This window comes from Longispora urticae (genome assembly GCF_053902585.1).
Map to the genome: position 1 here is coordinate 1 of NZ_JAQZSH010000051.1, position 20,868 is coordinate 20,868.

Genomic DNA, 20,868 nt, shown 5'->3' on the forward strand with positions numbered 1-20,868 from the left:
GGTGGCCGGGGTACTCCCCCGGCCACCACCGCAAGCGGGGATCCGGCGGTCCCGCGACAGCCATCGGGGGTGCGGGACCGGACGCGGCGTCAGACCGTGAGGACGACCTTCCCCCGGGTGTGGCCCGCCGCCACGTACCGGACGGCCTCGGCGGCCTCGCGCAACGGGTAGGTCCGCTCGATCACCGGGGCCACCCGCCCCGCCTCGATCAGGTCACGCAGGCACTCCAGGTCCACGTGGTTCACCTTCGCCAGCATCCCGACCAGCCGCTGGTCGGTGAACCGGGAGGCCAGGTTCGCCCTGAGCAGGGAGCCCAGCGGCCCGATCCAGCGGTTCCGCTTGGGCCCGCCGACCACGACCAGGGTGCCCGTCGGCGTCAGGGCCCGCCGGCGGTCGGCGAGCGTGCGGTCGCCCGCCACGTCGAGGACCAGGTCGAACGGTCCACTCCGGACGTAGTCCTCGCGGGTGCGGTCCACGACGCGGTCGACGCCCAGCGCGCGGACCGTCTCCACGTTCCGCGTCGCGCACACGGCCGTGACCTCCGCGCCGAGGGACCGGGCGATCTGCACGGCGAAGGAGCCGACCCCGCCGGAGGCGCCGTTGACGAGTACCCGCTGACCGGGTCGGATCCCGCCCGCGTCCCGCAGGGCCTGGAGCGCGGTGATCGCCGCCATCGGCACGGCCGCGGCCTGCTCGAACGTCAGGTTCACTGGCTTGGCGGCGAGCCTGTCCGCCGGCACGGCCACGTACTCGGCGAACGCGCCGCCCTTCATGCCGAACACCTCGTCGCCGGGGCGGAACCGGGTCACCGCCCCGCCGACGGCCTCGACCGTGCCCGCGAGGTCGACCCCCGTCTCCTGTTGCCTGGGCATCCGCAGCCCCCGGCCGAGCCGCATGATGTACGGCCTGCCGGTCACGTGGTGCCAGTCGTACGGGTTGACGCCGGCCGCCCGGACCCGGACCAGCACCTCGTCGTCCCCGACCGCCGGCACCTCGACGTCGCGGAGTTCCAGCACGTCGGGCGGGCCGTACGTACTTCGGACGATCGCCTTCATCGGGGTTCCCATTCGTCGCCGGGGTGGTGCGCCCAGCCTGCCGGAACACCGGTCGGCACCGCGTCCGACCGGTGGCGGCGACCGGGGTACTCCCCCGGCGGTATCCGGGCGGGGCCGGCTGCGCCGGGCGGCGTAGAACCGGGCGCACGGCCGGTGGGCTACCGGTTCTCCCGGAGCCACCCGCCCGCCCCCGCCAGCGAGGAGGCCGCGGCGGACTCCAGGTCGTCGCCGAGCCCGACCGCCAGGTTCGCGCCGAGCGGGGCGAGCACCTGGGCGAGGCTGTCGTCCTCGGCGCCGAAGTAGCCGGCGAGTTCCAGGGTGATGAAGCCGTGCAGCCCGCTCCACAGCTGCGCGGCGGCCGAGGACGGCTCGCCGACGTGGAACCGGCCCGCGTCGTACGCCCGGCGGACCGCGCCCGTGAGGCGTTCGAAGGCGCGCTGGCCCAGTTGGGGTGTCTCGGCGGTCACCTGGACCGTGGGGACCCTGCGGCCACCGGGGGCGGTCAGGCCGAACATCACGCCGTACAGGTGCGGGTTGTCGAGGGCGGCCTGCCGGTAGCCCATCGCGAGCCCGAAGATGTCGGCGACCGGGTCGGCCGTCTCCGGCACGGCGTCGAGGCGCGCGGCGAGCAGCCGGAAGCCCTCCTCCGCGACGGCCTCGACGACCCCGGGCATGCCGCCGAACCGGGTGTAGACGGCCATGGTCGACGTGCCGGCCTCGGCCACCAGCGGGCGGGCCTGCAGCGCCTCGGGGCCGCCGTCGGCGAGCAGGCGGATCGCGGCGGCCACCAGCCGGGCGCGCAGATCGGGGTCCTCGGGTCGGGAACGCATCCCGCCATGGTGCCATAACCGCGTTATACGCCCGTGACGGCCGTGACACCACCGCGCGGAGCCCGGCGCCCGGGAGTCGGGCGTTGTACCCTCGCGGGATGCCCGACACCCAATACGAGGAACTCCTCCGACACGTACTCGACAAGGGGACCCGCAAGGAGGACCGCACCGGCACGGGGACGCGCTCGGTGTTCGGGTACCAGATGAGGTTCGCCCTGGATCGCGGGTTTCCGCTGGTCACGACCAAGCGCGTGCACTTCAAGTCGGTCGCCTACGAGCTGCTGTGGTTCCTGCGCGGCGACAGCAACGTGCAGTGGATGCGCGACCACGGCGTGACGATCTGGGACGAGTGGGCCGCACCGGACGGCGAGCTCGGGCCGGTGTACGGCGTCCAGTGGCGCTCCTGGCCGACCCCGGACGGCGGGCACATCGACCAGATCAGCGAGCTGCTGACCACCCTGCGGGAGAACCCGGACTCGCGGCGCATGATCGTGTCGGCCTGGAACGTCGCGGAGCTCGACCGGATGGCACTGCCGCCGTGCCACGCGTTCTTCCAGTTCCACGTGGCCGACGGCCGGCTGTCCTGCCAGCTCTACCAGCGCAGCGCGGACCTGTTCCTCGGCGTGCCGTTCAACATCGCCAGCTACGCGCTGCTCACCCACATGATCGCCCAGCAGGTCGGCCTGGAGGTCGGCGACTTCGTCTGGACCGGCGGCGACGTGCACATCTACGACAACCACGTCGACCAGGTGACCGAGCAGCTCAGCCGGGAGGCGTACGAGTTCCCGCAGCTCACCCTGCACAAGGCGGACTCGCTGTTCGACTACCGGTACGAGGACTTCGAGGTTGTCGGCTACCGGCACCACCCGTCGATCAAGGCCCCGATCGCGGTATGACCCTCGGACTGATCTGGGCGCAGGCGGCCAACGGCGTGATCGGCCGGGACAACGCGCTGCCGTGGCACCTGCCCGAGGACATGAAGCACTTCCGCACCCTGACCGCCGGCGCCACCATGATCATGGGCCGGCGGACCTGGGACTCGCTGCCGGAGCGGTTCCGGCCGCTGCCCGGCCGGCGCAACCTGGTCCTCACCCGGCAGCCGGACTGGTCGGCCCCGGGGGCGGAGGTGTTCGGCTCCCTGGCCGACGCGCTCGACGCGGTGACCGGGGACGTCTGGGTGATGGGCGGCGCGGCCGTCTACGCCGAGGCGCTGCCGTTCGCGGACCGGGTGGAGGTGACGGAACTCCGGGAGTCCTTCGAGGGCGACGTGTACGCGCCGGCCGTGGACCTGCCGGTGCACGCCGCGACCGGGTGGGCGACGTCCAGCACCGGGCTGCACTACCGGCACGTCACCTACATCCGGTAGGGACGCCGCCGGACCGGGACCGAACCGGGGCCGGTTCATGACCCGACAGCCCGGCGGCCGGCCCCGACCCTCAGTCCCCCACCGTCACCACGATCTTCCCGACCTGCTCCCCGGCCTCCATGTGCCGGTGCGCCCCCACGATGTCCTCCAGCGGGAACAGCCGGTCCACCACCGGCCGGAAGGCACCGGTCCGCAGGCCCGAGGCGACGTACGCCGCGCCCCGGCGCAGCCGCTCCGGGTCCTTCGTGGTCTCCAGCACCGTGTAGGTCCGGATGTTGAGGGCCGGCATGCCCAGGTCGAACCCCGGGTACGGCGTCGCCCGACCGCTCAGCGCCCCGTAGAGCAGGATCGTGCCGCCCGGGGCGACCGCGCGGGCCAGGTCGGTGACGCCCGGGCCGGCGACGGCGTCGAAGACGTACTCGGCACCCCTGCCGCCGGTCAGGGCCAGCACCCGGGCCGGCACGTCCTCCTCGTCGGAGACCAGCACGTGCGCCGCGCCCTCCTCGAGCAGCCGGGCCCGCTTCGCTCCGGTCCGGGTGACGGCGATCGGCGTGGCCCCGACCCGGTTCGCCGTGTGGATGGCGGCCAGGCCGACGCTGCTGGAGGCGGCGGTGAGCACCACCGTGTCGCCGGCCCGCATGCCGCCGACCTCCACCAGCGCGCCGTACGCGGTGAGGTAGGGCATCCACACCGCCGCGCCGGACACCGCGTCCACCCCGTCGGGGCGGTGCAGGAGCGCGGCGGCGGGGACGAGCGCACGGTCGAGGTCCTCCAGCCGCAGGACCTCCGGGCCGCCGATCTCGTGGAACCGCACCGTTCTCGCCACGCCAACTCCCTCACTCGCCGGATGATCGACTCAAGCACGAAGGTACGATGGCTGTCAAACTTTGATCGGTGTCGTACCATGGCCGGATGGACGAAGGACGCACGCCGCCGCATCCGGACCTGACCCAGGTCGGCCTCCAGCAGGTCCTGGAGGCGCTCGTCGACCCGGTGCGGCGCGGCATCGTGACCCAGCTCGCCACCGCCGGGGCCGACATCCGGTGCGGCGACTTCGACCTGCCGGTCAGCAAGTCCACGGCCACCCACCACTTCAAGGTGCTCCGGGAGGCGGGCGTGATCCGGCAGTACTACGTCGGCACGTCCCGGATGAACGCCCTGCGCCGCGCGGAGATGGACGGGGCCTTCCCGGGCCTGCTGGCGGCGCTGACCACGGCGGGGGCCGGGGTGCCCGCGACGACGTGACCGCCGCGGGTCGTCCGCGCGATGGGCAGGCTCGCCGCGTCGCGAGAACCCGGACCCCGATCCGACGGGTACCGGCACCCGACGGCGCACTCCGCCCGCTGGACCGGCCTACGCCGGATCACCTCGGGGTGCGGAGCCGGCCGCTGGTCCGGCTTCCGCTGGATCCCGCCGCTGGTCCGGCTCCCGCCGGATCCCGTCGCAGTGCCGGGCCCGCCGCCGGACCGGTCGCGCCGCCCACCTGGCGACCGGCCGCGTCGGTCATCGCGCCGGGCCTCAGCCCCCGGTCACGGCGCCGGTCGCAGCGCCACGTGGATCCCGATGTGCACCCCCGGATTCGCCGCCGTGGCCGTCCGCACCCCACTCGGCCCGGCGGCCACCAGCACACTGTCGGACGCCTCGGCCAGCGCGTCGCGGGGCAGATCCGGATTCGGCGAGGACACGTCGTACCGCTCGGTGCCGGCCGGCGCCACCCCGCCCTCCGCGTTGATCCCGACCAGGTGGATCAGCAGGGCACCCGCCACCGTGGTCGTCACCGACGGCGCCTCGACGGCGGTGTCCGCGCTGGTGTCCACGGTCAGCCCCGACACGTCCACCGGGCCGCCTGGCGCGACCCCGCGATAGCTGGAGATCCCGGCCGCCAGCCGCCGGACCTGGGTGGCCGTCCACGTGTACCCGGCCGGTTCGGCCGCCCCGGCGACGCGCACGTACACGGCGTGCCGCAGCGCGCCCGGGACGGTGCCCTGCCGGACCTCGGTCCAGCCCGGCGGGGCGGTGAGCGGCGCGTCGTCCGCGTTGACGACGACGGAGGCCACCATGACGTCGCCGTTGGCGGTGCCGGCCGGCCGGGCGACGGTGACGCTCTGCCGGCCGGCGGCCGAACCCGACGACGCCGAGGCCACGAAGCTGATCCCGCCCGTCGGGGGCACCGAGCCGGCCGGGCGCAGGGCGACCAGCGCCCCGATGTGCACCCCGGCGGCGCTGGCCGTGGCCGTCCGGACGCCGGTCGCGCCGGCGTTCGGCTGGGCCGCGTCGGAGGCCCCGGCGAGGGCGTCGCGGGTCTCGGTCGGGTTGGGTGCGGAGGCCTCGTAGCGTTCGGTCAGGCCGGCCGGTGGGGTGAGGCCGCCCTCGGCGTTGACCGCGGCGAGGTGCAGCAGCCGGGTGCCGGGCACGGTGGTGGTGACCGAGGGCGCCTCGATCGCCGTGTCCGCCGTGGTGTCGACCGTGGCGGCGGAGACGTCGACCGGCTGGTTCTGGTCGACGCCCGTGTAGGAGGAGATGCCGCCGGCGAGTCTGCGGAAGTCCGAGGTCAGGGTCCAGGTGTAGGTGGCCGGCTCGGTGCCGCCCGCGACCCGGGTGTAGACGGCCTGCCGGAGCCGGGCGGCGATGCTGTCCTCCCGGACCAGGGTCCAGCCGGCGGGCGTGGCCAGGGTCGGGACCTGGTCGTTGACCACGATGGACGCGACCATCACGTCCCCGGGCGCGGTGCCGGTCGGCTTGGCGATGGTGATGCTGTTGCGGCCGGTGGCGGAGCCGCTCGAGGCGGCGGCCCGGAACGTGATCCCGGTCGAGGGGGTGAACGCGGCCGTGTACGTGACCGGGGCCGCCGGCAGCGTGACCGTGTGGGTGGCCGCGCCGCCGTCCGACCAGGAGGAGAACTCCCGCCCGTCCTGCGGGGAGACGACGCCCAACTCCCGGGTCATGCCCACCACCCCGGTCACCGTGTGCGGGGCCGTGACGGGCTGGCCGTCGAGGGTGAGGCGCAGCCCGGACGGGGTGGACGCCAGGGTCACCTGCACCGTGTTCGGGTGGATGTCGCGGACGACGTGGTGGGTGAGCCCGACGGCGTCGGTGGCGGTCAGGTGGATCCGGTAGAAGACGTTCGCGGACACCTCCCCCACGGTCGGGACGACGAAGGTGCCCGACGCCTGGCCGGTGACCGGGCCGAGGAACGGGTGCACGTGGTCGTCGTGGTGGAAGACGATCTCCCAGGTCAGGGCGGACGGTGGCAGCGGGCCGTTCTCGGGGTCGGTGCCGCCGCCGGCGAAGGTGACGGTGTCCCCCGCGTCGTACCGCGCGCCGGACGCCGGCTGGTCGATGGTGGCGACGGGCGGCCGGTTGTCGAGGACCCGCAGCCGGGCCCCCGTGCTGACGGCGGTCCCGTGCGCGTTGGTCACCCGGGCCCGGAACACGTCGTTGTCGTCGGCGAGCGTGGTGGTGGCGATCGTGAACGTCGGCGAGGTGGCGCCGGGGATGTCCACCCCGTCGCGCTGCCACTGGTATGCCAGCGGCGGGGTGCCGCTCGCCGACACCGTGAACGAGGCCGGGTCGCCGAGGGACACGGTCCGGGGCGCGGGGTCGCTGGTGACGGTCGGCGGCAGGGCCGCGTCGTAGGAGATCCTCCGGACCCGGGCGGGGTCGCGGTCGGCGCGGGTGAGGACGTAGAGGTGCCCGTCGGCGGACACCGCGAGGTCGACGACGAACCGGAAGCCGGTCCCGAACGGCGTGACCGTGCCGTTGGCCGGGTCGAGCTGGCGGGCCCAGGAGCCGCAGTAGTCGCCGAAGAAGTACTGGCCCACGTACTGCGCCGGGAACCGGGCCGTCGCCGGGTTGTAGAACACGCCGCCGGTGATCGCGCAGCCGGTGGTGGCGGTGGTGCCGTGCCCGTAGGCGAACACGGGGGCGGTGAACCGCGGGTCGGTCGACGGGCCCTCGACGGTCGGCCAGCCGAGGTTCGCGCCGGCCGTGACCTCGTTGACCTCCTCCCAGGTGTGCTCGCCGACGTCGTTGACGTAGTACCGGCCGGTGCCCGGCTGGACGGCCGCCGTGAACGGGTTGCGCAGCCCGAGCGCCCAGATGGCCTGGTTGAGGCCCGTGGTCTGGGAGTGGAACGGGTTGTCGGCCGGGATGGTGCCGTCGGCGTTGAACCGCAGGATCTTGCCCAGCGGGCTGGTGAGCAGCTGCGCCCTGGACGGCGAGGCGTTGTCGCCGACGGGCACGTAGAGCTTGCCGTCGGCTCCGAAGTGGATGTCGCCGCCGTTGTGCACCAGGGCGCCGAGGGTGGGCAGTTCGATGAGGACCTGTTCGCTGCCGGGGACGGCGGTGTCGCCGTTGGCCGTGAACCGGCTGACCCGGTTGTGGCTGGCGGGGAGCTTGGCCGTGTAGTACACGTACACGAAGTGGTTGGTCGCGAACGCCGGGTCGAAGGCGATGCCGAGCAGGCCGCGTTCGCTCTGCGCGTCGGTGTCCACGGTCAGGAACGGCGTGGGCAGCATCGCCCCGTTCTTGATCACCCGCAGGGTGCCGGCCTGCTCGGACACGAACAGCCGGCCGTCGGGGGCGAACTCCATCGCCGTCGGCGCGGTGGGCGAGGCGACGACCGACTCGGAGAAGCCGGTGGGCACGGCGGCCAGCGCGGGCCGGGGCAGCCCCAGCACGACCAGTAGGAGCCCCAGAACAACGACAACCAGCCGACGGGTACGCGACGCGCGGGGCGAACGGTGCATCGGGACTGACCTCCAGCGCGGCGGACTCTCCTCGGACAGCGCCTAGATGCTCCCATAGGCGTTATTAGTCGGGATTGACTTCGGAGATAGCTCCCCCGGAGTCCCAAATCGCACGCCGAGTTCCCAGAAACCTGCCCTGACCTCGCACAGGCAAGCCGTTACTTGCCTATGATGGCCGGGTGGGAGACATCTTCAAGGCGCTGGCGGATCCCACGCGCCGCCTGATCCTCGACGAGCTGGCGGAGCGCGACGGGCAGACCCTGTTCGAGCTCTGCTCCCGGCTCGCGATGAAGCACCGGCTCGCCTCCTCCCGGCAGGCGATCTCCCAGCACCTCGACGTGCTCGAGGCGGCCGGGCTGGTGCGGTCCCGCAGGCAGGGGCGGTACAAGTTCCACGACATCGACACCGGACCGCTGGAGCGCCTCGCCGACAGGTGGCGCGGGCGGAACACTGAGGAGGAGCCAACATGATCATCAACGTGTGCAGCGTCTGGGTGGACGACCAGGCCAAGGCCCTGCGCTTCTACACCGAGGTACTCGGATTCGTGAAGAAGACCGACGTGCCCCTCGGCAACGGCCACAGCTGGCTGACCGTGGTGTCGCCCGAGCGCCCCGACGGGGTCGAACTGCTGCTGGAGCCCGACGAGCACCCGGCCTCGAAGCAGTTCAAGACCGCCATCGTGGCCGACGGGATCCCGTTCACCCAGTTCGCCGTGTCCGACGTGCGGGCGGAGTACGACCGGCTGACCGCGCTGGGCGTGGAGTTCACCCAGCCGCCGACCGTCATGGGGCCGGTCACCACGGCCGTCCTCGACGACACGTGCGGCAACCTCATCCAGCTCATGCAGATGAACTAGGCCCGGCGGAGACACCGCGTGGCCTGGCCCGATGCCCGCCGGCCCGCGGTCGGTCCGACAGCACGCTTCCCGAGGTCTCGGCACCCCGACCGCTTGTAGCCTGACATGTGGGCACCGACCGGCGCCCCGTGACGGAAGGCGGCAGCTCATGGACTGGAAGATCGAACTCATCTTCGTACCGGTGACCGACGTCGACCGCTCGAAGGAGTTCTACGAGCGGATCGGCTTCCACGCCGATCACGACCAGGTGCCGTTCGAGGGGCTGCGGTTCGTGCAGATGACCCCTCCGGGATCGGCGTGCTCGATCGCGTTCGGAACGAACCTGGGAATCGAACTCGAGCCCGGCAGACAGAACACGATCCAGGTGGTCGTGCCGGACGCCGACGAGGCCCTGGCGCACCTGGCGACGGCGGGAGTCACAGCCGCGGGCGTCGACGAACAGGCGTGGGGTCGCTTCGTCACCTTCGACGACCCCGACGGCAACACCTGGACTCTGCAGGAACTGCCGAAACGCGACTGACGCGGACCGGTACCCGTCGCGGCAGGGCGGGCGCGGCGCACGGGCCGGCGAGGGCGGCGCCCAGCGGGTGACGCGGAGAACGATCCGCGCACCCCCCGACCCGCCCCCGGTCAGGAGGCCGCGGAGGGTTGGAGCTCCCGCGCGCGGGCCACGAAGCCTGCGGCGTCGTCGGCGAACACCCGCAGCTCGGTGAAGGGGGCGGTCTCGCCGCGCATCCGCCGCAACGTCGCCGGTTCGCGCAACACGATGTCCACGTTGGTCTGGCTGAGCACGACCAGGCTCAGGGTGTCGCCGTCGGCCTGGATGGTCCGCGACCGCTCCAGGGTGCGGCGCCCGGGGCGGACGGCCGCCACCTGGGCCCACGGGATGAACACGCCGACGCCGAATCCGTTGCGCACCCGGATGCCGTCGGGCCCCAGGGTGTGCGGACTGGTCTTGAGCGCGGCCAGGAGTCCGATCATCCAGAACAGGCCCCACGCGCCGAACACCAGGCCGATGCCCTGCACCGTCTTCCACGGGATCAGCATGTGGAACGCCGGGATCTCGATCGCCGAGAGGACGATGAAGACCCACATCACCGGGGCGACCGCCTGGGCGTAGCCGAACGGCTGCTCGCCGGCGGGCGCGACGGGGCGGCGCAGCACCCAGCGGAACAGGCTCTTCCAGATGCCCCACTCGTACCGGACCGCCATCAGCACCATGTTCACGCGCCCGCCTCCCTTGCCGCCGCCTCCGCCATCGCCGCCCGCAGCCGGGTGGTCACGTGCCCGACCCCGTCGACGAACGCCGCGAAGTCCGGCATACCGTCGAACAGGGACCCGGCGAGGTCCTCGTGGTCCCGGGCCATCGCCGCCATCGTCTCCGCGCCCCGCGCGGTGAACGCCACCAGCGTCGCCCGACGGTCCGTGGGGTGCGGTTGGCGCGTGACGAAGCCGGTCTCGACCAGGCCGTCGACCAGCCCCGTGATGTTGCGGGCGCTGACCTTGAGCGCGTCGGCCAGCTCGCGCTGGGTCACGGCTCCGCGCTGCCGCAGCTCCCAGAGCAGGTGCACGCGGGAGGCCGACAGGCCGAGCCGGGCGAACTCGCGGTCCATGTCCTCGTTGAACAGCAGCACCAGCTCGATCACCTGATCCAGCGCCTGCTCGCGTGTCGTCATAGCCCCAATATAGTGATGCACCTTCATCATGTGCAAGCTTCACGATAGTGGCCGCAGCCACCGCGGCGGCGCGGGCGCCGTCCAGCATCGACGCACACCGGGGCGGCCCGATACCCCCGTCCTCGGACACGGGCACCCGAACATCACCCATGCACGGCTGAGCCAGGCGCAGGAAGGTGTGCCGGGGGTCGCCACGCGGGCCGCGTACCCCCACGGGGCCCGCTCTGGATCTTGGCGCCATATGATCTTGGCGGGCCGCCGGGCGGACCCCGTTGTCACACCTGTGCGCGCCGGCGCGTCAGTGTCACGACGGAACGCGACGACGAACGGGGAAGTGCCCGATGGACGAACACGACGTGCTGGCCGAGCGGTTCGAGGCCAACCGCACCCACCTGCGGGCGGTCGCCTACCGGATGCTCGGCTCGCACACCGAGGCCGACGACGCCGTGCAGGAGGCCTGGATCCGGCTCAGCCGCTCCGACACCGACGGGGTGGAGAACCTGGGCGGCTGGTTGACCACGGTCGTCGGCCGGGTGTGCCTGGACATGCTGCGTTCCCGGAAGACCCGGCGCGAGGAGTCTCTGGAGACCCGCGTCGTCGAGCCGGTCGCCGACCGCGAGGACGGGGTCGACCCGGAGCAGCAGGCCGTGCAGGCCGACTCGGTCGGGCTCGCGCTGCTCGTCGTGCTGGAGACCCTGGCCCCCGCCGAACGGCTCGCGTTCGTGCTGCACGACCTGTTCGCGGTGTCCTTCGACGAGATCGCCCCGATCGTGGGCAAGACCCCGGCCGCCGCCCGGCAGCTCGCCAGCCGGGCCCGCCGCCGGGTACAGGGCGCGGGACCCGCCCCGGAGACCGAACCGGCCCGGCAGCGCGAGGTCGTGCGCGCGTTCCTCGCGGCCGCGCGCGGCGGGGACTTCGCCGCCCTGCTGGAGGTGCTCGACCCCGACGTCGTCGTCCGGGCCGACAGCGGCGCCGTGGCGCTGGGTTCGACGAGTGTCACGCGGGGCGCCTTCGACGTGGCGACCTACTTCAACGGGCGCGCGTCCGCGGCGAAGGTCGCCCTCATCGACGGGGTGTTCGGGGCGACGTGGGCGCCGGGCGGCAAGCCGAAGGTGGTGCTGCGGTTCAGCATCGTGGAGGGCCGGATCACCGCGATCGACCTGGTCGGCGAGCCGGCGAGCCTCGGGGAGCTGGAACTCACGGTGCTGGACGACTGAGCCCCGGCCGGGCGCCCTCGGATCCGATCGGGCGGAGGGCGCCGGGGCCGGCCACGCGGGCGCGCGGGCGGGTAGGCGTCGGTGTCGGTGTCGGTGTCGGCGAGCCAGTCGAGCGCGATGTCCGCCGGCCACGCGGGCGGGCGGAGGGCGCGGCGCGGGCCGGGCCGCGCACGTGGGTGGGGCGCCGGAACAGCCCGCCGGCACACGGGGCCGCGTCACGGCTCGGCAGCACGCGGGGGCCGGGTCACGGCCCGCCGGCACGCACGGGACAGGTCAGAGCGGCAGCGGGCCGAAGCCGGTCAGGTCGCACCGGCGGATCTGGGTGTTGTGCCAGGTCACGGCCCGCTCGATCTGGTCCCGGGTCAGCGACGTGGCCCGGGCCAGGTCGTCCCCGCCGAGCGGGTCCGGGGCCGCCGCGGTCAGCGCGCGGATGATCTGGCCGGCCCAGAGTTCCTCGTCGGCCCAGTCCCGGGTGGCGAGCTCGGCGGTGACGGCCGCCAGGTGGTTCTCGCCGCACGCCGTGACCGGGCGCAGGCCGTCGAGGTGCGGGCGGGTCGGGTGCACCGCCGAGGAGTCCGGGACCAGGGCGGTACGGGCCTTGGAGGCCGCGAGGACCCGTCCACATATGTCGCACAGGGTCGGTTCCACGTCTGGATCATGGGGTCACGCTGGGCTTTCTTCAACCCGCGACCGCAGGCCAAGGGTGAAAACGAGGGGTACCGCCCGGCCCGCTCCCCGCCCGTCGGGTGCCGTCCGCCCTGTTCGGGGGCCGGAAGCGACCGGCGTGGGTCGATGTCCGTTGTTCGGGGGATGTCAAGGGGGTGGTTACCATCCGGCCGTCCCCGGACGGGCTGAATCCGCAAAATACGGATTTGTGCCGCAATTGTCAATAGAGTCCCCGCTGGTGCGGTAGCGCTGTGCGGCCGCCACGTCGAGGAGGCTCTGTGCGTACACCTTTCGCGTTCTTCTCGCGGCGACGGGCCGCGACCGGCGTCGCCGTACTGGCGGTGCTGGGCGCCTGGCTGCAACCGACCGTCGCGCGGGCGGACCCGCCGACCACCCCGGGCGGCGCGGCCCGGGGCGAACGGCCGCCGGACTACGACGCCCGGACCGGCGCGGGCCGCGCGGCCCCCGACCGCGGCGCGGCGAACCCGCGGGTGCACGCGCTGCGCGACGCGCTCGGCGCCCAGGGCATCGTGGACATCGACCCGCTGACCGGTACCCCGCGGCTCGTCACCCGGCTCGACGGCTTCCTCACCGGCCCGGCCCGGGCCGAGGCGGGGACCGTCGCCCTCGACTACCTGCGCGCGCACGCGGACGTGTTCGGGCTGACCCCGGCGGCCGTCGCCGGGCTCACGCTCCGCAAGGACTACGTGGACATCGCCGGCACGCACCACCTGCACTACGTCCAGCGCGTCGCCGGCGTGCCCGTGTACGGCAACGGCGTCAAGGCGCACGTCACGAAGGCCGGCGAGCTGATCCAGATCGACGGCTCGCCGCTGGCGGACCTGCCGGCGAAGCTCGAACCGGCCACCCTGACCGCCGCCGCCGCCCGCGCGGCCGCCGCGAAGGACGTGCACGGCGCGCCGGTGTCCGGCCCCGGCGACGGTTCGGCCGGCCCCGAGCGGGCCACCGAGTTCGGCAACGGCGACCGGGCCCAGCTCGTGGTGTTCCAGACCGCGTCCGGGCCCCGGCTCGGCTGGCAGACGACGCTGCGCGGGGCGGCGTACCTGCACGTGGTGGACGCGCGGACCGGCTGGGTGCTGCTCCGCCGCAACCTCGCCCAGCACGACACCGGCACGACGTGGGAGAACTACCCCGGTGCCGCGAAGGGCGGCCAGCAGGTGTCCCGCGACCTCACCAAGCCCGGTTGGCTGCCGGCCGGGTCGGCGACCCTGAAGGGGAACGTCGCGCACGTCTACCTCGACCTCAACGACAACGCCGCCGCCGACCCGGGCGAGGAGGTCGGGCCGAGCGCGCCCGGCAAGTGGAACTACCCGTTCACCAACTTCAACCAGGCGGTCGGTCCGCCGTGCTCGGCGCAGTACCCGTGTTCGTGGAACCCGGCCGTGGCCAACTCGTGGCAGAAGAACTCGAAGCAGAACGCGGTGCAGCTGCTGGCGTTCGCGGGCACGTTCCACGACCACCTGGCCGCCGCGCCGATCGGCTTCACCAGCGCGGCCGGCAACTTCGAGGCCAAGGACAACGACGCCGTCCAGATCCGGGGCCTCGACGGGGCCAACACGGCCGACGGGCTGCCCGACGCCGACCACATCGACAACGCGAACATGGCGACGTTCCCCGACGGGATCCCGCCCCAGATGCGGATGTACCTGTTCCACAGCCCCACCAACCCGGACGACCCGTTCCTGGCCGGCAACTCCGGGGACGTGGCCGACGTGGTCTACCACGAGTACACCCACGGGTTGTCCAACCGGCTCGTCGTCGACGCCAACGGGGTGTCCACCCTGGGCGGGATCCAGGCCGGCTCGATGGGCGAGGCGTGGAGCGACTGGTACGCGATGGACCTGCTGGCCAGCAAGGGGCTGTTCCCCGACACGGCGGCCCCGGGCGAGATCCAGCTCGGCAAGTACCTCGGCGCGGGCGCGAACCTGCTGCGCACCCAGCCCCTGGACTGCCCGGTCGGGCCCGCCTCGCCGAAGTGCCCGGGCGGCGGGTACACCTACGGGAAGTTCGGGAAGATCACGGCCGGCCCGGAGGTGCACGCCGACGGCGAGATCTGGGGCGAGACCCTGTGGGACCTGCGGACCGCGCTCGGCAGTGAGCTGACCCGCAACCTGGTCACCCGGGGCATGGAACTGTCCCCGGCCAACCCGTCGTTCCTCGACCAGCGCAACGCGATCCTGCGCGCCGACAACATCGTGGGCGGCGGCAAGCACCAGGCCGCGATCTGGAAGGTGTTCGCGGCGCGCGGGATGGGCTGGTTCGCCGGCACGCTCGACGGCGACGACACCACGCCCGCCGAGGACTTCAGCCTGCCGCCGGGTCCGAACACGCCGCGCGGCTCCCTGACCGGCACGGTCGTCGACACGGGTACGGGCAAGCCGCTCACCGGGGCGGTCGTCGTGTTCGGCGGGCACCGGTCCAGCTTCGCCGGGGCGTACACGGCGGTCACGGACACCACCGGCAAGTACGTGATCAACAACATCACGGCCGGGACGTACCCGAAGGTGTCGGCCAGCGCCGCCGGCTACGACCAGCGCAGCTCGGCCGTGTCGGTGAACACCGGCGCCAACACCGCGGACTGGTCGCTCACCCGCAACTGGGCCTCGCGGTCCGGCGGCGGTTCCGTCACCGCGTCCACCGGCCAGGACTTCACGGCCGACGGCTGCGGACCGGGCAACATGATCGACCAGTCCCCCGGCAACGGCTGGGTCAGCGACGTGGTGGCGCAGGGCAACGGGATCGCGCCGCGCAGCGTCACGGTGAAGCTGCCCGACGCGGTCACGGTCGCGGAGTTCCTGATCGACCCGGCGTCCTCGTGCGGGCTCGGCGGCAGCGCCTCGGTCGGGGACTACACGGTCGAGACGTCCGCCGACGGCCAGGCGTGGCAGACGGCCGCCGCCGGGCACTTCGGGCCGGCGGACCGGCACCGCAACAACGCGGTCGTGCCGACGGCGGGTACCGGCACGGGCGTGCGGTACCTGCGGTTCACGATGGTCGGTACCCAGCTCGGCGACATCGGCGGCGTGTGCCCGGGCAACTTCTCGGCGTGCACCTACGTGTCGGCGAGTGAGCTCGGCGTGCACGGCGCCCTGAGCTAGCGGGATGGCCCCGCCGGGCTCAGTGGTCCTCCTGAGCCCGGCGGGACGCCCCACATGCTGCCACCTCCGTGGCCCCGGGGCGGGCCGCCGACCCGTACTTTCGGTCCGCTCCCGCTGCCGGAACGCACGGTGTCCGTCCACCTGACGGGACACGGTGGACGGACGGCCCCGCCCGACGGCGCGGACGGGGCCTCCCGTGGGGTGAACGGGCTCTAACAGGCGGGGGCCGGGTGCGAGTACCACGCGTTGTCGACGGCGCCGGCGCCCCCGATGTCGGTGACGCCCCGGCCGCAGATCTGCCGGTACTGGTTCGGGCCCGAGGCGTAGTCGACGACGATCCAGATCGGGGCGTCGCCACAGTGGTTGTAGTAGGCGGTGGAGTGCGTCTCGTAGAAGCCGCACACCTGGATGCGCGCCGAGGCCGGGGCCGAAGCGTCGGTCGGGGCGGCCACGGCGGCGGTCGGGGCCATCGCGGTCAGGGCCGCGCCCAGCAGGACCGCGCCGGACAGGATCGCACCGTGCTTCGTCATTCCTCGCATCGTGTTCACTCCTTTGTGTCGACAACACAGGGTCCATGGCTCTTGCGGCGCTCCAGATTGCTTGTGGAGTAACGCCCCGCCATGTCCACTTAAGATGCTTTAAGTACTGGAATGCAGCGACTACGCCAGATGGCCGTCCGGTAAACGATCAACGAACCGTTCATGATCACCGCGTTCGGGTGGCCCGCATACCGGAGCATTCGGGCATTCGAGGACGAGGAACGACCTATCTTCACCGTAAAATCAAAGAAGTTAAGATTTTTGGATTGTGATCTTAAGATTCTTCAGGTAGAACTGAAGTATGGAATGGCAGGAGCTGACGCAACTGACGCAGGGCCAACCGCTGGTGGTCGAGCGGGTCCGCCTGCCGGAACGCGGCGTCGTGATCGAGGGCGAGTTCGAGCTGCCCCAGCTCGCGCACCTCGAGGCGGCCGACCAGGTGTTCGTCACCGCCTTCGTCCGCTGCCACGGCTCCATCAAGGAGATGGAGCGGATCTTCGGGGTGAGCTACCCGACGATCAAGAACCGGTTGAACCGCATCGCCCAGAGCCTCGAATACGTCGAGACCGACCCCGCCCCGCCCCGGACAGAAGTGCTGGAGCGGCTCCAGCGCGGCGAGATCGACGTGCAAGACGCACTCAGGGAACTGCGGTCCCGCCAGTGACACCCCCCAAAGGAGCGGACATGAGCGAAGAGCGGATGCAGGTGCTGCGGATGGTGGCCTCCGGCCAGATCACCGCGGAGGAGGGCGAGCAGCTGCTCGCGGTCCTCGGGCACGACAGCGCGACGGCGGCCATCGGGAGCGCCCCGCTGGTCGCCCCCGGCAAGGCGAGATACCTGCGCGTGGTCGTGGCGGAGGGCGACGACGAGACCGGCAAGCACGCCACCCGGGTCAACCTCCGGGTGCCCGTCCAGCTGCTGCGGGCCGGCATGAAGCTCGGCACCATGCTGCCGGACCGGGCCAAGGACACGGTGAACGACGTGCTCCGGCAGAAGGGCGCCGCGTTCGACGTGTCCACCCTCAAGACCGAGGACCTCGACCTGCTGCTCGAACACCTCGACGACGTGACCGTCGACGTGGAGAACGAGAAGAACAACAAGAACAGCACCGTCAGGTTCTTCGTCGAGCGGTGATCCCGCGGTGGGGGGGGGGCTTCGGGCCGGCCCCACTCACGCGTCCAGCCAGGCCCGGTAGGCGTCGAAGGTGAACTCGCGGCCCAGGAGGTCGCGGACCAGGTCGGCGGCCGGCGCGCTGGCCCCGGGCGCGAGCACCGCCTCGCGGTACCGGGCGGCCCGGGCCGGGTCCAGCAGGTCCTTCCCGTCGAACGCGGTCATCAGGTCCTTCGCGATCACCAGGCTCCACATGTAGGTGTAGACGAACGCCGAGTAGCTGTCGAGATGGCCGAACGACAGGTGCATGCGCGGATCGTCCACATAGGGGTAGGGCAGATGGGTGGCCGCCGTCGCCCGCTCCACCGCCACCGGGTCGACGTCCGCGCCCCGGTGCAGCTCCAGGCTCAGCGCCGCGTAGAACATCTGCTGCCGGACCTCGAGCCCCTTGCCGAACTCCTCGGCCGCCCGCATCCGCGCCACCGTCCCCGGGTCGATCGGCTCGCCCGTCCCGTGGTGCACGGCGAACGTCGCCAGCGTCGCCGGGTCGCGCACCCACTCCTCCAGCAGCTGCGACGGGGCCTCGATGAAGTCCCGCTCGATCGCCATCCCCGAGTTCGCCGCCCACCGGACGTCGCCGCAGAACACATGGTGCAGCAGGTGCCCGAACTCGTGGAAGAACGTGACCACGTCCGACGGCTGCATCAGCGCCGGCTCGGCCGTCGGCTGCGGAAAATTGCAGAGCAGGGCGCATTCGGGGGTACGCACGCCGCGCTTGCCCGTCACGACCCGGTACATCGCCGCGTGGCTGAACTTGTCGGCCCTCGGGAACATGTCCAGGTGGATCCGGCCGATGGGCTGGCCGTCCTCGAGCACGTCGAACGTCTCCACGTCCGGGTGCCACGTCGGCACCTCCGGCCGGGCCCGGAACTCGATCCCGAACAGCCGGCCGGCCACCGCCATCAGCCCGGCCTTCACCCGCTCGTACTCGAAGTACGGCCGGACCGACTGCGAGTCGAACGCGAACCGCTCCGAGCGGACCCGGTCCGTCAGGTACCCCAGGTCCCACGGCCGCAGCTCCCCCGCCGCCGGCTCGTCTTCCCGCCTGCGCTCCAACAGGGTCGCCACGTCCCGGGCCGCCCGGTCGCCGGCCAGCGCCGACACCTCGGCCACGAACCCCGCGGCGGCCGCCTCCGAGCCGATCATCTTGTTCGCCGTGACGTAGTCCGCCCAGGTGGCGAAGCCCAGCAGGGTGGCCAGCTCGTGCCGGCCGGCGAGCAGGTCGGCCAGCACGGACACGTTCGCCGGGTACCCGCGCCGCCGGTTCAGCAGCCACAACCGCTCGCGGGCGTCGGCGTCGGCGGCGTAGGTCATGAACGGCACCAGGTCCGGGTAGTTCGTCGTGACCGCCACCAGGCCGTCCGCGCCCGGCGGGTGGGCGGCCACGTAGTCGGCGGGCAGCCCGGCCAGCGCCGCCGGGTCGACCCGCAGCTCCCGGGTGTCGGCGGCGATGTTGCGGCCGAACGCCTGCCCCAGGCCGACCAGCCGGTCCTGGAGCGCGCGGACCCGACCCCGGGTCTCCTCGTCGCGGTCCACGCCCAGGAGGCTCATGTCGCGCAGCGCCCGGGTCACGAGGTGCCGGCCGGGGGCGTCCAGGGCGGAGGTGTCCAGCGCCGCCAGGGCCGCGTGCACCGCCGGGTCGAGGGAGAACTCCGTACCGGCCCGACCGAGCAGCTGTTCGGTGGCCTCCGCCTCCGCGCGCATCAGCGGGTCGGGGTGCGCCTGCCGGACCAGGACCGCCGGGTGCAGGACGCCGTCCAGGGTGGCGCGGGCCTCGTCGTAGAGCTCCAGCGCCTCCTCGGCGGGCAGCACGGAGGCGCCGGCGACGAAGGCCGCCATGGTGTCCCGGGCCGTGGCGATGGCCTCGGTGGCGGCGGCCCCGAGCTGGTCGGGGGTGCCGGTGATCAGCGCGGTACCGGTCGGGGTGTGTGACATGTCGGGCATCCTATCCATCGGTGCGCCGGGGCGATCGGGATTTTCGGGCGCGGACGGCGGGCGGTGCCGGGGCCCGGCCGGAATGCCGGGTGGCCGGGTCGGGGACGTCGGGCCGGGTCGTGGGTCCGTTGTGGAGCTGGCAAGCTTATTAATAGATAAGGATGTATTGACCGAGTTGGGATGCATGCGTACTCTTCGACGCGTCTCGGCTGACCGGAACCCCGGGGCCCTGGGGAGGTCCCCCCAGGGCCCCGGCCCGTCGGCCCGGGTCGCGCACTCTTTCCCCTCAAGGAGCCCGCCGTGCCCGAAGCCGCTGCCGACCGCCCGAGTTCGAGCGACCCCGGGGACGGGGACGGGGCGGGCGCCGATCCTGACACCGGGTCCGGGTCCGGGTCCGGGTGGATCCAGCGGGCCGTCCGGGAGCACGGCGGCGGCCTGCACGGGTACTGCACGGCGCTCGGGTTCGACGACGCGGCCGCCGGGGACATCGTGCACCACGCGTTCGTCGTCGCCGCCGAGCTGTATCCGGGGTTGACCGACCCCGGTCGTACCCGGATTTGGTTGTTCGCCCTGGTCAGGTGGGTGGCGCGCCGGCGGACCCCGGAGCCCGGCGGCCCGACCCGCGACACCGTGGAACTGCCCGCCGCCGGGGACGAGCGGCGGACCCTCGGCGCCTTCGCGGCTGCGGCGGGCGGTCTGCGCGGACCCGACCTCGAACGGGTCGAACTGTCGGTGCGGCACGGCCTGGCGGTCCCCGACATCGCGGCGGTCACCGGCGCGCCGGCCCGGGTCGTCGCCGCCCGCCTCGCCCGGTCCGTCACCCTGATCACCCGGACCGGCCCGCCCGGACTGCTCGACCGGTACGCCCGGCTCGCGCCGCCCGAGGTCGGATCCGGCGCGTGGAGCCGCCTGCAGGCCACCCTGGACAGCACCACGCCCGCGCTGCTCACCGAGCTGGCCGAGCAGGTCGGCAAGCTCGACCGGCACGGTTTCCCCCGCCAACGCGACCGCCGCCGCACCCGCGTCGTCGGCTGGTGCGTGGCCGGGGCCGTGATCGCCGCGGCGGTCCTCGTCCTCGCGGTGGAGGTCGGGCAGCCGGGCCAGCCCGCTCCCCCGCTCAAGCCGGTCGTCGCCGCGCCGCCGCCCCTGCCCCAGCAGGACCGCCAGGTGGCACGGCTCGCGACACCGACGCCGAGCGCACGCCCGACGCCGAGCGCCCGGCGCTCCAGCCCCACCCCGTCGCCGACCAGCCAGGCCCCGGCGGCGCTGGACGCGACCGTCAGCTCCGCGCGGTGCATGGGCGACTGGCAGCGGTTCACCGTCGTGGCCACCGTGACCGGCGCGACGCCGAACGAGGTCAGGCTCTCGTTCACGGACTCGTCGGGGACGTACTCGGGGCCGATGACCGTGGGGGCCGACCAGCGGTGGACGGTGTCGGGGTGGGGGAACCTGCCGCTGCGGTGGTGGGTGGAGGCGACGTTGCCGACGGGGGCGACGCTCCGGCGGACGGGGGCGACGCTCGACGCGTGCCAGGATCCGGTGCCCTGACCTGGCGGGTGCGCCTCACGGCCATGTCCTGAGAAGGAGATTGGGGCGGTAGTACCCCTCTGATGGGATGTTCGGGTCCGACCTGGAGCTGATGGCGCCGCGGGAGTCCACTGTGACTCCGGGGTCATGAGCGGACGCACGTT

General features: G+C 73.0%; 20 protein-coding genes. 11 read left to right on the top strand and 9 right to left on the bottom strand.

The genetic code is table 11. From position 1 onward, the window contains the following. Positions 1-89: 89 nt before the first annotated feature. Both PT931_RS33805 and PT931_RS33810 read right to left on the bottom strand, forming a co-directional pair. The gene (locus tag PT931_RS33805; protein ID WP_456249785.1) at positions 90-1,055 is read right to left on the bottom strand and encodes an NAD(P)-dependent alcohol dehydrogenase; all 966 of its coding nucleotides are present in this window, start codon (positions 1,053-1,055) and stop codon (positions 90-92) included. Positions 1,056-1,213: 158 nt separating this feature from the next. Then, positions 1,214-1,885 (bottom strand): WHG domain-containing protein, encoded by a 672-nt coding sequence (locus PT931_RS33810; RefSeq protein ID WP_456249786.1) that lies wholly within the window; start codon positions 1,883-1,885, stop codon positions 1,214-1,216. A gap of 98 nt (positions 1,886-1,983) precedes the next feature. Here PT931_RS33810 and PT931_RS33815 point away from each other — a divergent pair, with 98 nt between their 5' ends. Together PT931_RS33815 and PT931_RS33820 are read left to right on the top strand one after the other, a co-directional pair. Further along, positions 1,984-2,781, top strand: coding sequence for a thymidylate synthase (locus tag PT931_RS33815; protein ID WP_456249787.1), 798 nt, complete (start codon positions 1,984-1,986; stop codon positions 2,779-2,781). Next, positions 2,778-3,251 carry a dihydrofolate reductase gene (locus PT931_RS33820; protein ID WP_456249788.1) on the top strand — a complete coding sequence of 158 codons (474 nt, stop codon included), beginning with the start codon at positions 2,778-2,780 and terminating at the stop codon, positions 3,249-3,251. Before PT931_RS33815 ends, PT931_RS33820 begins: the two co-directional genes overlap by 4 nt. Positions 3,252-3,321: 70 nt before the next feature. Here the strand turns inward: PT931_RS33820 and PT931_RS33825 are convergent, their stop codons facing one another. Continuing rightward, positions 3,322-4,077 carry a zinc-dependent alcohol dehydrogenase family protein gene (locus PT931_RS33825; protein WP_456249789.1) on the bottom strand — a complete coding sequence of 252 codons (756 nt, stop codon included), beginning with the start codon at positions 4,075-4,077 and terminating at the stop codon, positions 3,322-3,324. Positions 4,078-4,163: 86 nt separating this feature from the next. On the opposite strand from PT931_RS33825, the gene PT931_RS33830 reads away from it, so the two are divergent. Beyond that, entirely contained in the window at positions 4,164-4,496 is a 333-nt protein-coding gene (locus PT931_RS33830) for an ArsR/SmtB family transcription factor (RefSeq protein WP_456249790.1), read from the top strand. Between the two features lie 284 nt (positions 4,497-4,780). On the opposite strand, the gene PT931_RS33835 is transcribed toward PT931_RS33830, so the two are convergent. Next, the gene (locus PT931_RS33835) at positions 4,781-7,999 is read right to left on the bottom strand and encodes a PQQ-dependent sugar dehydrogenase (RefSeq protein WP_456249791.1); all 3,219 of its coding nucleotides are present in this window, start codon (positions 7,997-7,999) and stop codon (positions 4,781-4,783) included. A 179-nt stretch (positions 8,000-8,178) separates the two neighbouring features. On the opposite strand from PT931_RS33835, the gene PT931_RS33840 reads away from it, so the two are divergent. The 3 genes from PT931_RS33840 (at position 8,179) to PT931_RS33850 (ending at position 9,375) form a co-directional block, all read left to right on the top strand. Beyond that, positions 8,179-8,469, top strand: coding sequence for an ArsR/SmtB family transcription factor (locus PT931_RS33840; protein WP_456249792.1), 291 nt, complete (start codon positions 8,179-8,181; stop codon positions 8,467-8,469). Next, positions 8,466-8,855 (top strand): VOC family protein, encoded by a 390-nt coding sequence (locus PT931_RS33845; protein WP_456249793.1) that lies wholly within the window; start codon positions 8,466-8,468, stop codon positions 8,853-8,855. Before PT931_RS33840 ends, PT931_RS33845 begins: the two co-directional genes overlap by 4 nt. Before the next feature lie 148 nt (positions 8,856-9,003). Further along, positions 9,004-9,375 carry a VOC family protein gene (locus PT931_RS33850; RefSeq protein ID WP_456249794.1) on the top strand — a complete coding sequence of 124 codons (372 nt, stop codon included), beginning with the start codon at positions 9,004-9,006 and terminating at the stop codon, positions 9,373-9,375. A 110-nt stretch (positions 9,376-9,485) separates the two neighbouring features. On the opposite strand, the gene PT931_RS33855 is transcribed toward PT931_RS33850, so the two are convergent. Together PT931_RS33855 and PT931_RS33860 are read right to left on the bottom strand one after the other, a co-directional pair. Then, a complete protein-coding gene (locus PT931_RS33855; protein ID WP_456249795.1) occupies positions 9,486-10,082 on the bottom strand; it encodes a PH domain-containing protein in 597 nt (198 codons plus the stop codon). After that, entirely contained in the window at positions 10,079-10,531 is a 453-nt protein-coding gene (locus PT931_RS33860; protein WP_456249796.1) for a MarR family winged helix-turn-helix transcriptional regulator, read from the bottom strand. The genes PT931_RS33855 and PT931_RS33860 overlap by 4 nt, the downstream gene beginning before the upstream one ends. A 341-nt stretch (positions 10,532-10,872) precedes the next feature. Here PT931_RS33860 and PT931_RS33865 point away from each other — a divergent pair, with 341 nt between their 5' ends. Further along, positions 10,873-11,748, top strand: a complete 876-nt coding sequence (locus PT931_RS33865) for a sigma-70 family RNA polymerase sigma factor (RefSeq protein ID WP_456249797.1) — start codon at positions 10,873-10,875, stop codon at positions 11,746-11,748. Positions 11,749-12,021: 273 nt separating this feature from the next. On the opposite strand, the gene PT931_RS33870 is transcribed toward PT931_RS33865, so the two are convergent. Then, complete coding sequence (locus PT931_RS33870) at positions 12,022-12,396, bottom strand: hypothetical protein (protein ID WP_456249798.1); 375 nt, start codon at positions 12,394-12,396, stop codon at positions 12,022-12,024. A gap of 296 nt (positions 12,397-12,692) precedes the next feature. Here PT931_RS33870 and PT931_RS33875 point away from each other — a divergent pair, with 296 nt between their 5' ends. Then, positions 12,693-15,533 carry a M36 family metallopeptidase gene (locus tag PT931_RS33875; RefSeq protein WP_456249799.1) on the top strand — a complete coding sequence of 947 codons (2,841 nt, stop codon included), beginning with the start codon at positions 12,693-12,695 and terminating at the stop codon, positions 15,531-15,533. A 212-nt stretch (positions 15,534-15,745) separates the two neighbouring features. Here PT931_RS33875 and PT931_RS33880 read toward each other — a convergent pair whose 3' ends face one another. Next, entirely contained in the window at positions 15,746-16,063 is a 318-nt protein-coding gene (locus PT931_RS33880; protein WP_456249800.1) for a DUF6355 family natural product biosynthesis protein, read from the bottom strand. Between the two features lie 310 nt (positions 16,064-16,373). Here PT931_RS33880 and PT931_RS33885 point away from each other — a divergent pair, with 310 nt between their 5' ends. Both PT931_RS33885 and PT931_RS33890 read left to right on the top strand, forming a co-directional pair. Further along, positions 16,374-16,736: a DUF2089 domain-containing protein gene (locus PT931_RS33885; RefSeq protein WP_456249801.1), complete on the top strand. Its 363-nt coding sequence runs from the start codon at positions 16,374-16,376 to the stop codon at positions 16,734-16,736. 20 nt (positions 16,737-16,756) lie between these two features. Continuing rightward, on the top strand, positions 16,757-17,206 hold the full coding sequence (locus PT931_RS33890; protein ID WP_456249802.1) for an SHOCT-like domain-containing protein: 450 nt from the start codon (positions 16,757-16,759) through the stop codon (positions 17,204-17,206). Positions 17,207-17,242: 36 nt separating this feature from the next. On the opposite strand, the gene PT931_RS33895 is transcribed toward PT931_RS33890, so the two are convergent. Then, positions 17,243-19,177 carry a M3 family metallopeptidase gene (locus PT931_RS33895; RefSeq protein ID WP_456249803.1) on the bottom strand — a complete coding sequence of 645 codons (1,935 nt, stop codon included), beginning with the start codon at positions 19,175-19,177 and terminating at the stop codon, positions 17,243-17,245. A 300-nt stretch (positions 19,178-19,477) separates the two neighbouring features. On the opposite strand from PT931_RS33895, the gene PT931_RS33900 reads away from it, so the two are divergent. Next, positions 19,478-20,725, top strand: a complete 1,248-nt coding sequence (locus PT931_RS33900; RefSeq protein ID WP_456249804.1) for an RNA polymerase sigma factor — start codon at positions 19,478-19,480, stop codon at positions 20,723-20,725. The last annotated feature ends 143 nt before the right edge of the window (positions 20,726-20,868 follow it).

Coding starts and splice junctions, on each gene's coding strand:
- PT931_RS33805 (WP_456249785.1), bottom strand. CDS start 1,055: ATGAAGGCGATCGTCCGAAGTACGTACGGCCCGCCCGACGTGCTGGAA.
- PT931_RS33810 (WP_456249786.1), bottom strand. CDS start 1,885: ATGCGTTCCCGACCCGAGGACCCCGATCTGCGCGCCCGGCTGGTGGCC.
- PT931_RS33815 (WP_456249787.1), top strand. CDS start 1,984: ATGCCCGACACCCAATACGAGGAACTCCTCCGACACGTACTCGACAAG.
- PT931_RS33820 (WP_456249788.1), top strand. CDS start 2,778: ATGACCCTCGGACTGATCTGGGCGCAGGCGGCCAACGGCGTGATCGGC.
- PT931_RS33830 (WP_456249790.1), top strand. CDS start 4,164: ATGGACGAAGGACGCACGCCGCCGCATCCGGACCTGACCCAGGTCGGC.
- PT931_RS33835 (WP_456249791.1), bottom strand. CDS start 7,999: ATGCACCGTTCGCCCCGCGCGTCGCGTACCCGTCGGCTGGTTGTCGTT.
- PT931_RS33845 (WP_456249793.1), top strand. CDS start 8,466: ATGATCATCAACGTGTGCAGCGTCTGGGTGGACGACCAGGCCAAGGCC.
- PT931_RS33850 (WP_456249794.1), top strand. CDS start 9,004: ATGGACTGGAAGATCGAACTCATCTTCGTACCGGTGACCGACGTCGAC.
- PT931_RS33860 (WP_456249796.1), bottom strand. CDS start 10,531: ATGACGACACGCGAGCAGGCGCTGGATCAGGTGATCGAGCTGGTGCTG.
- PT931_RS33865 (WP_456249797.1), top strand. CDS start 10,873: ATGGACGAACACGACGTGCTGGCCGAGCGGTTCGAGGCCAACCGCACC.
- PT931_RS33880 (WP_456249800.1), bottom strand. CDS start 16,063: ATGACGAAGCACGGTGCGATCCTGTCCGGCGCGGTCCTGCTGGGCGCG.
- PT931_RS33885 (WP_456249801.1), top strand. CDS start 16,374: ATGGAATGGCAGGAGCTGACGCAACTGACGCAGGGCCAACCGCTGGTG.
- PT931_RS33890 (WP_456249802.1), top strand. CDS start 16,757: ATGAGCGAAGAGCGGATGCAGGTGCTGCGGATGGTGGCCTCCGGCCAG.
- PT931_RS33895 (WP_456249803.1), bottom strand. CDS start 19,177: ATGTCACACACCCCGACCGGTACCGCGCTGATCACCGGCACCCCCGAC.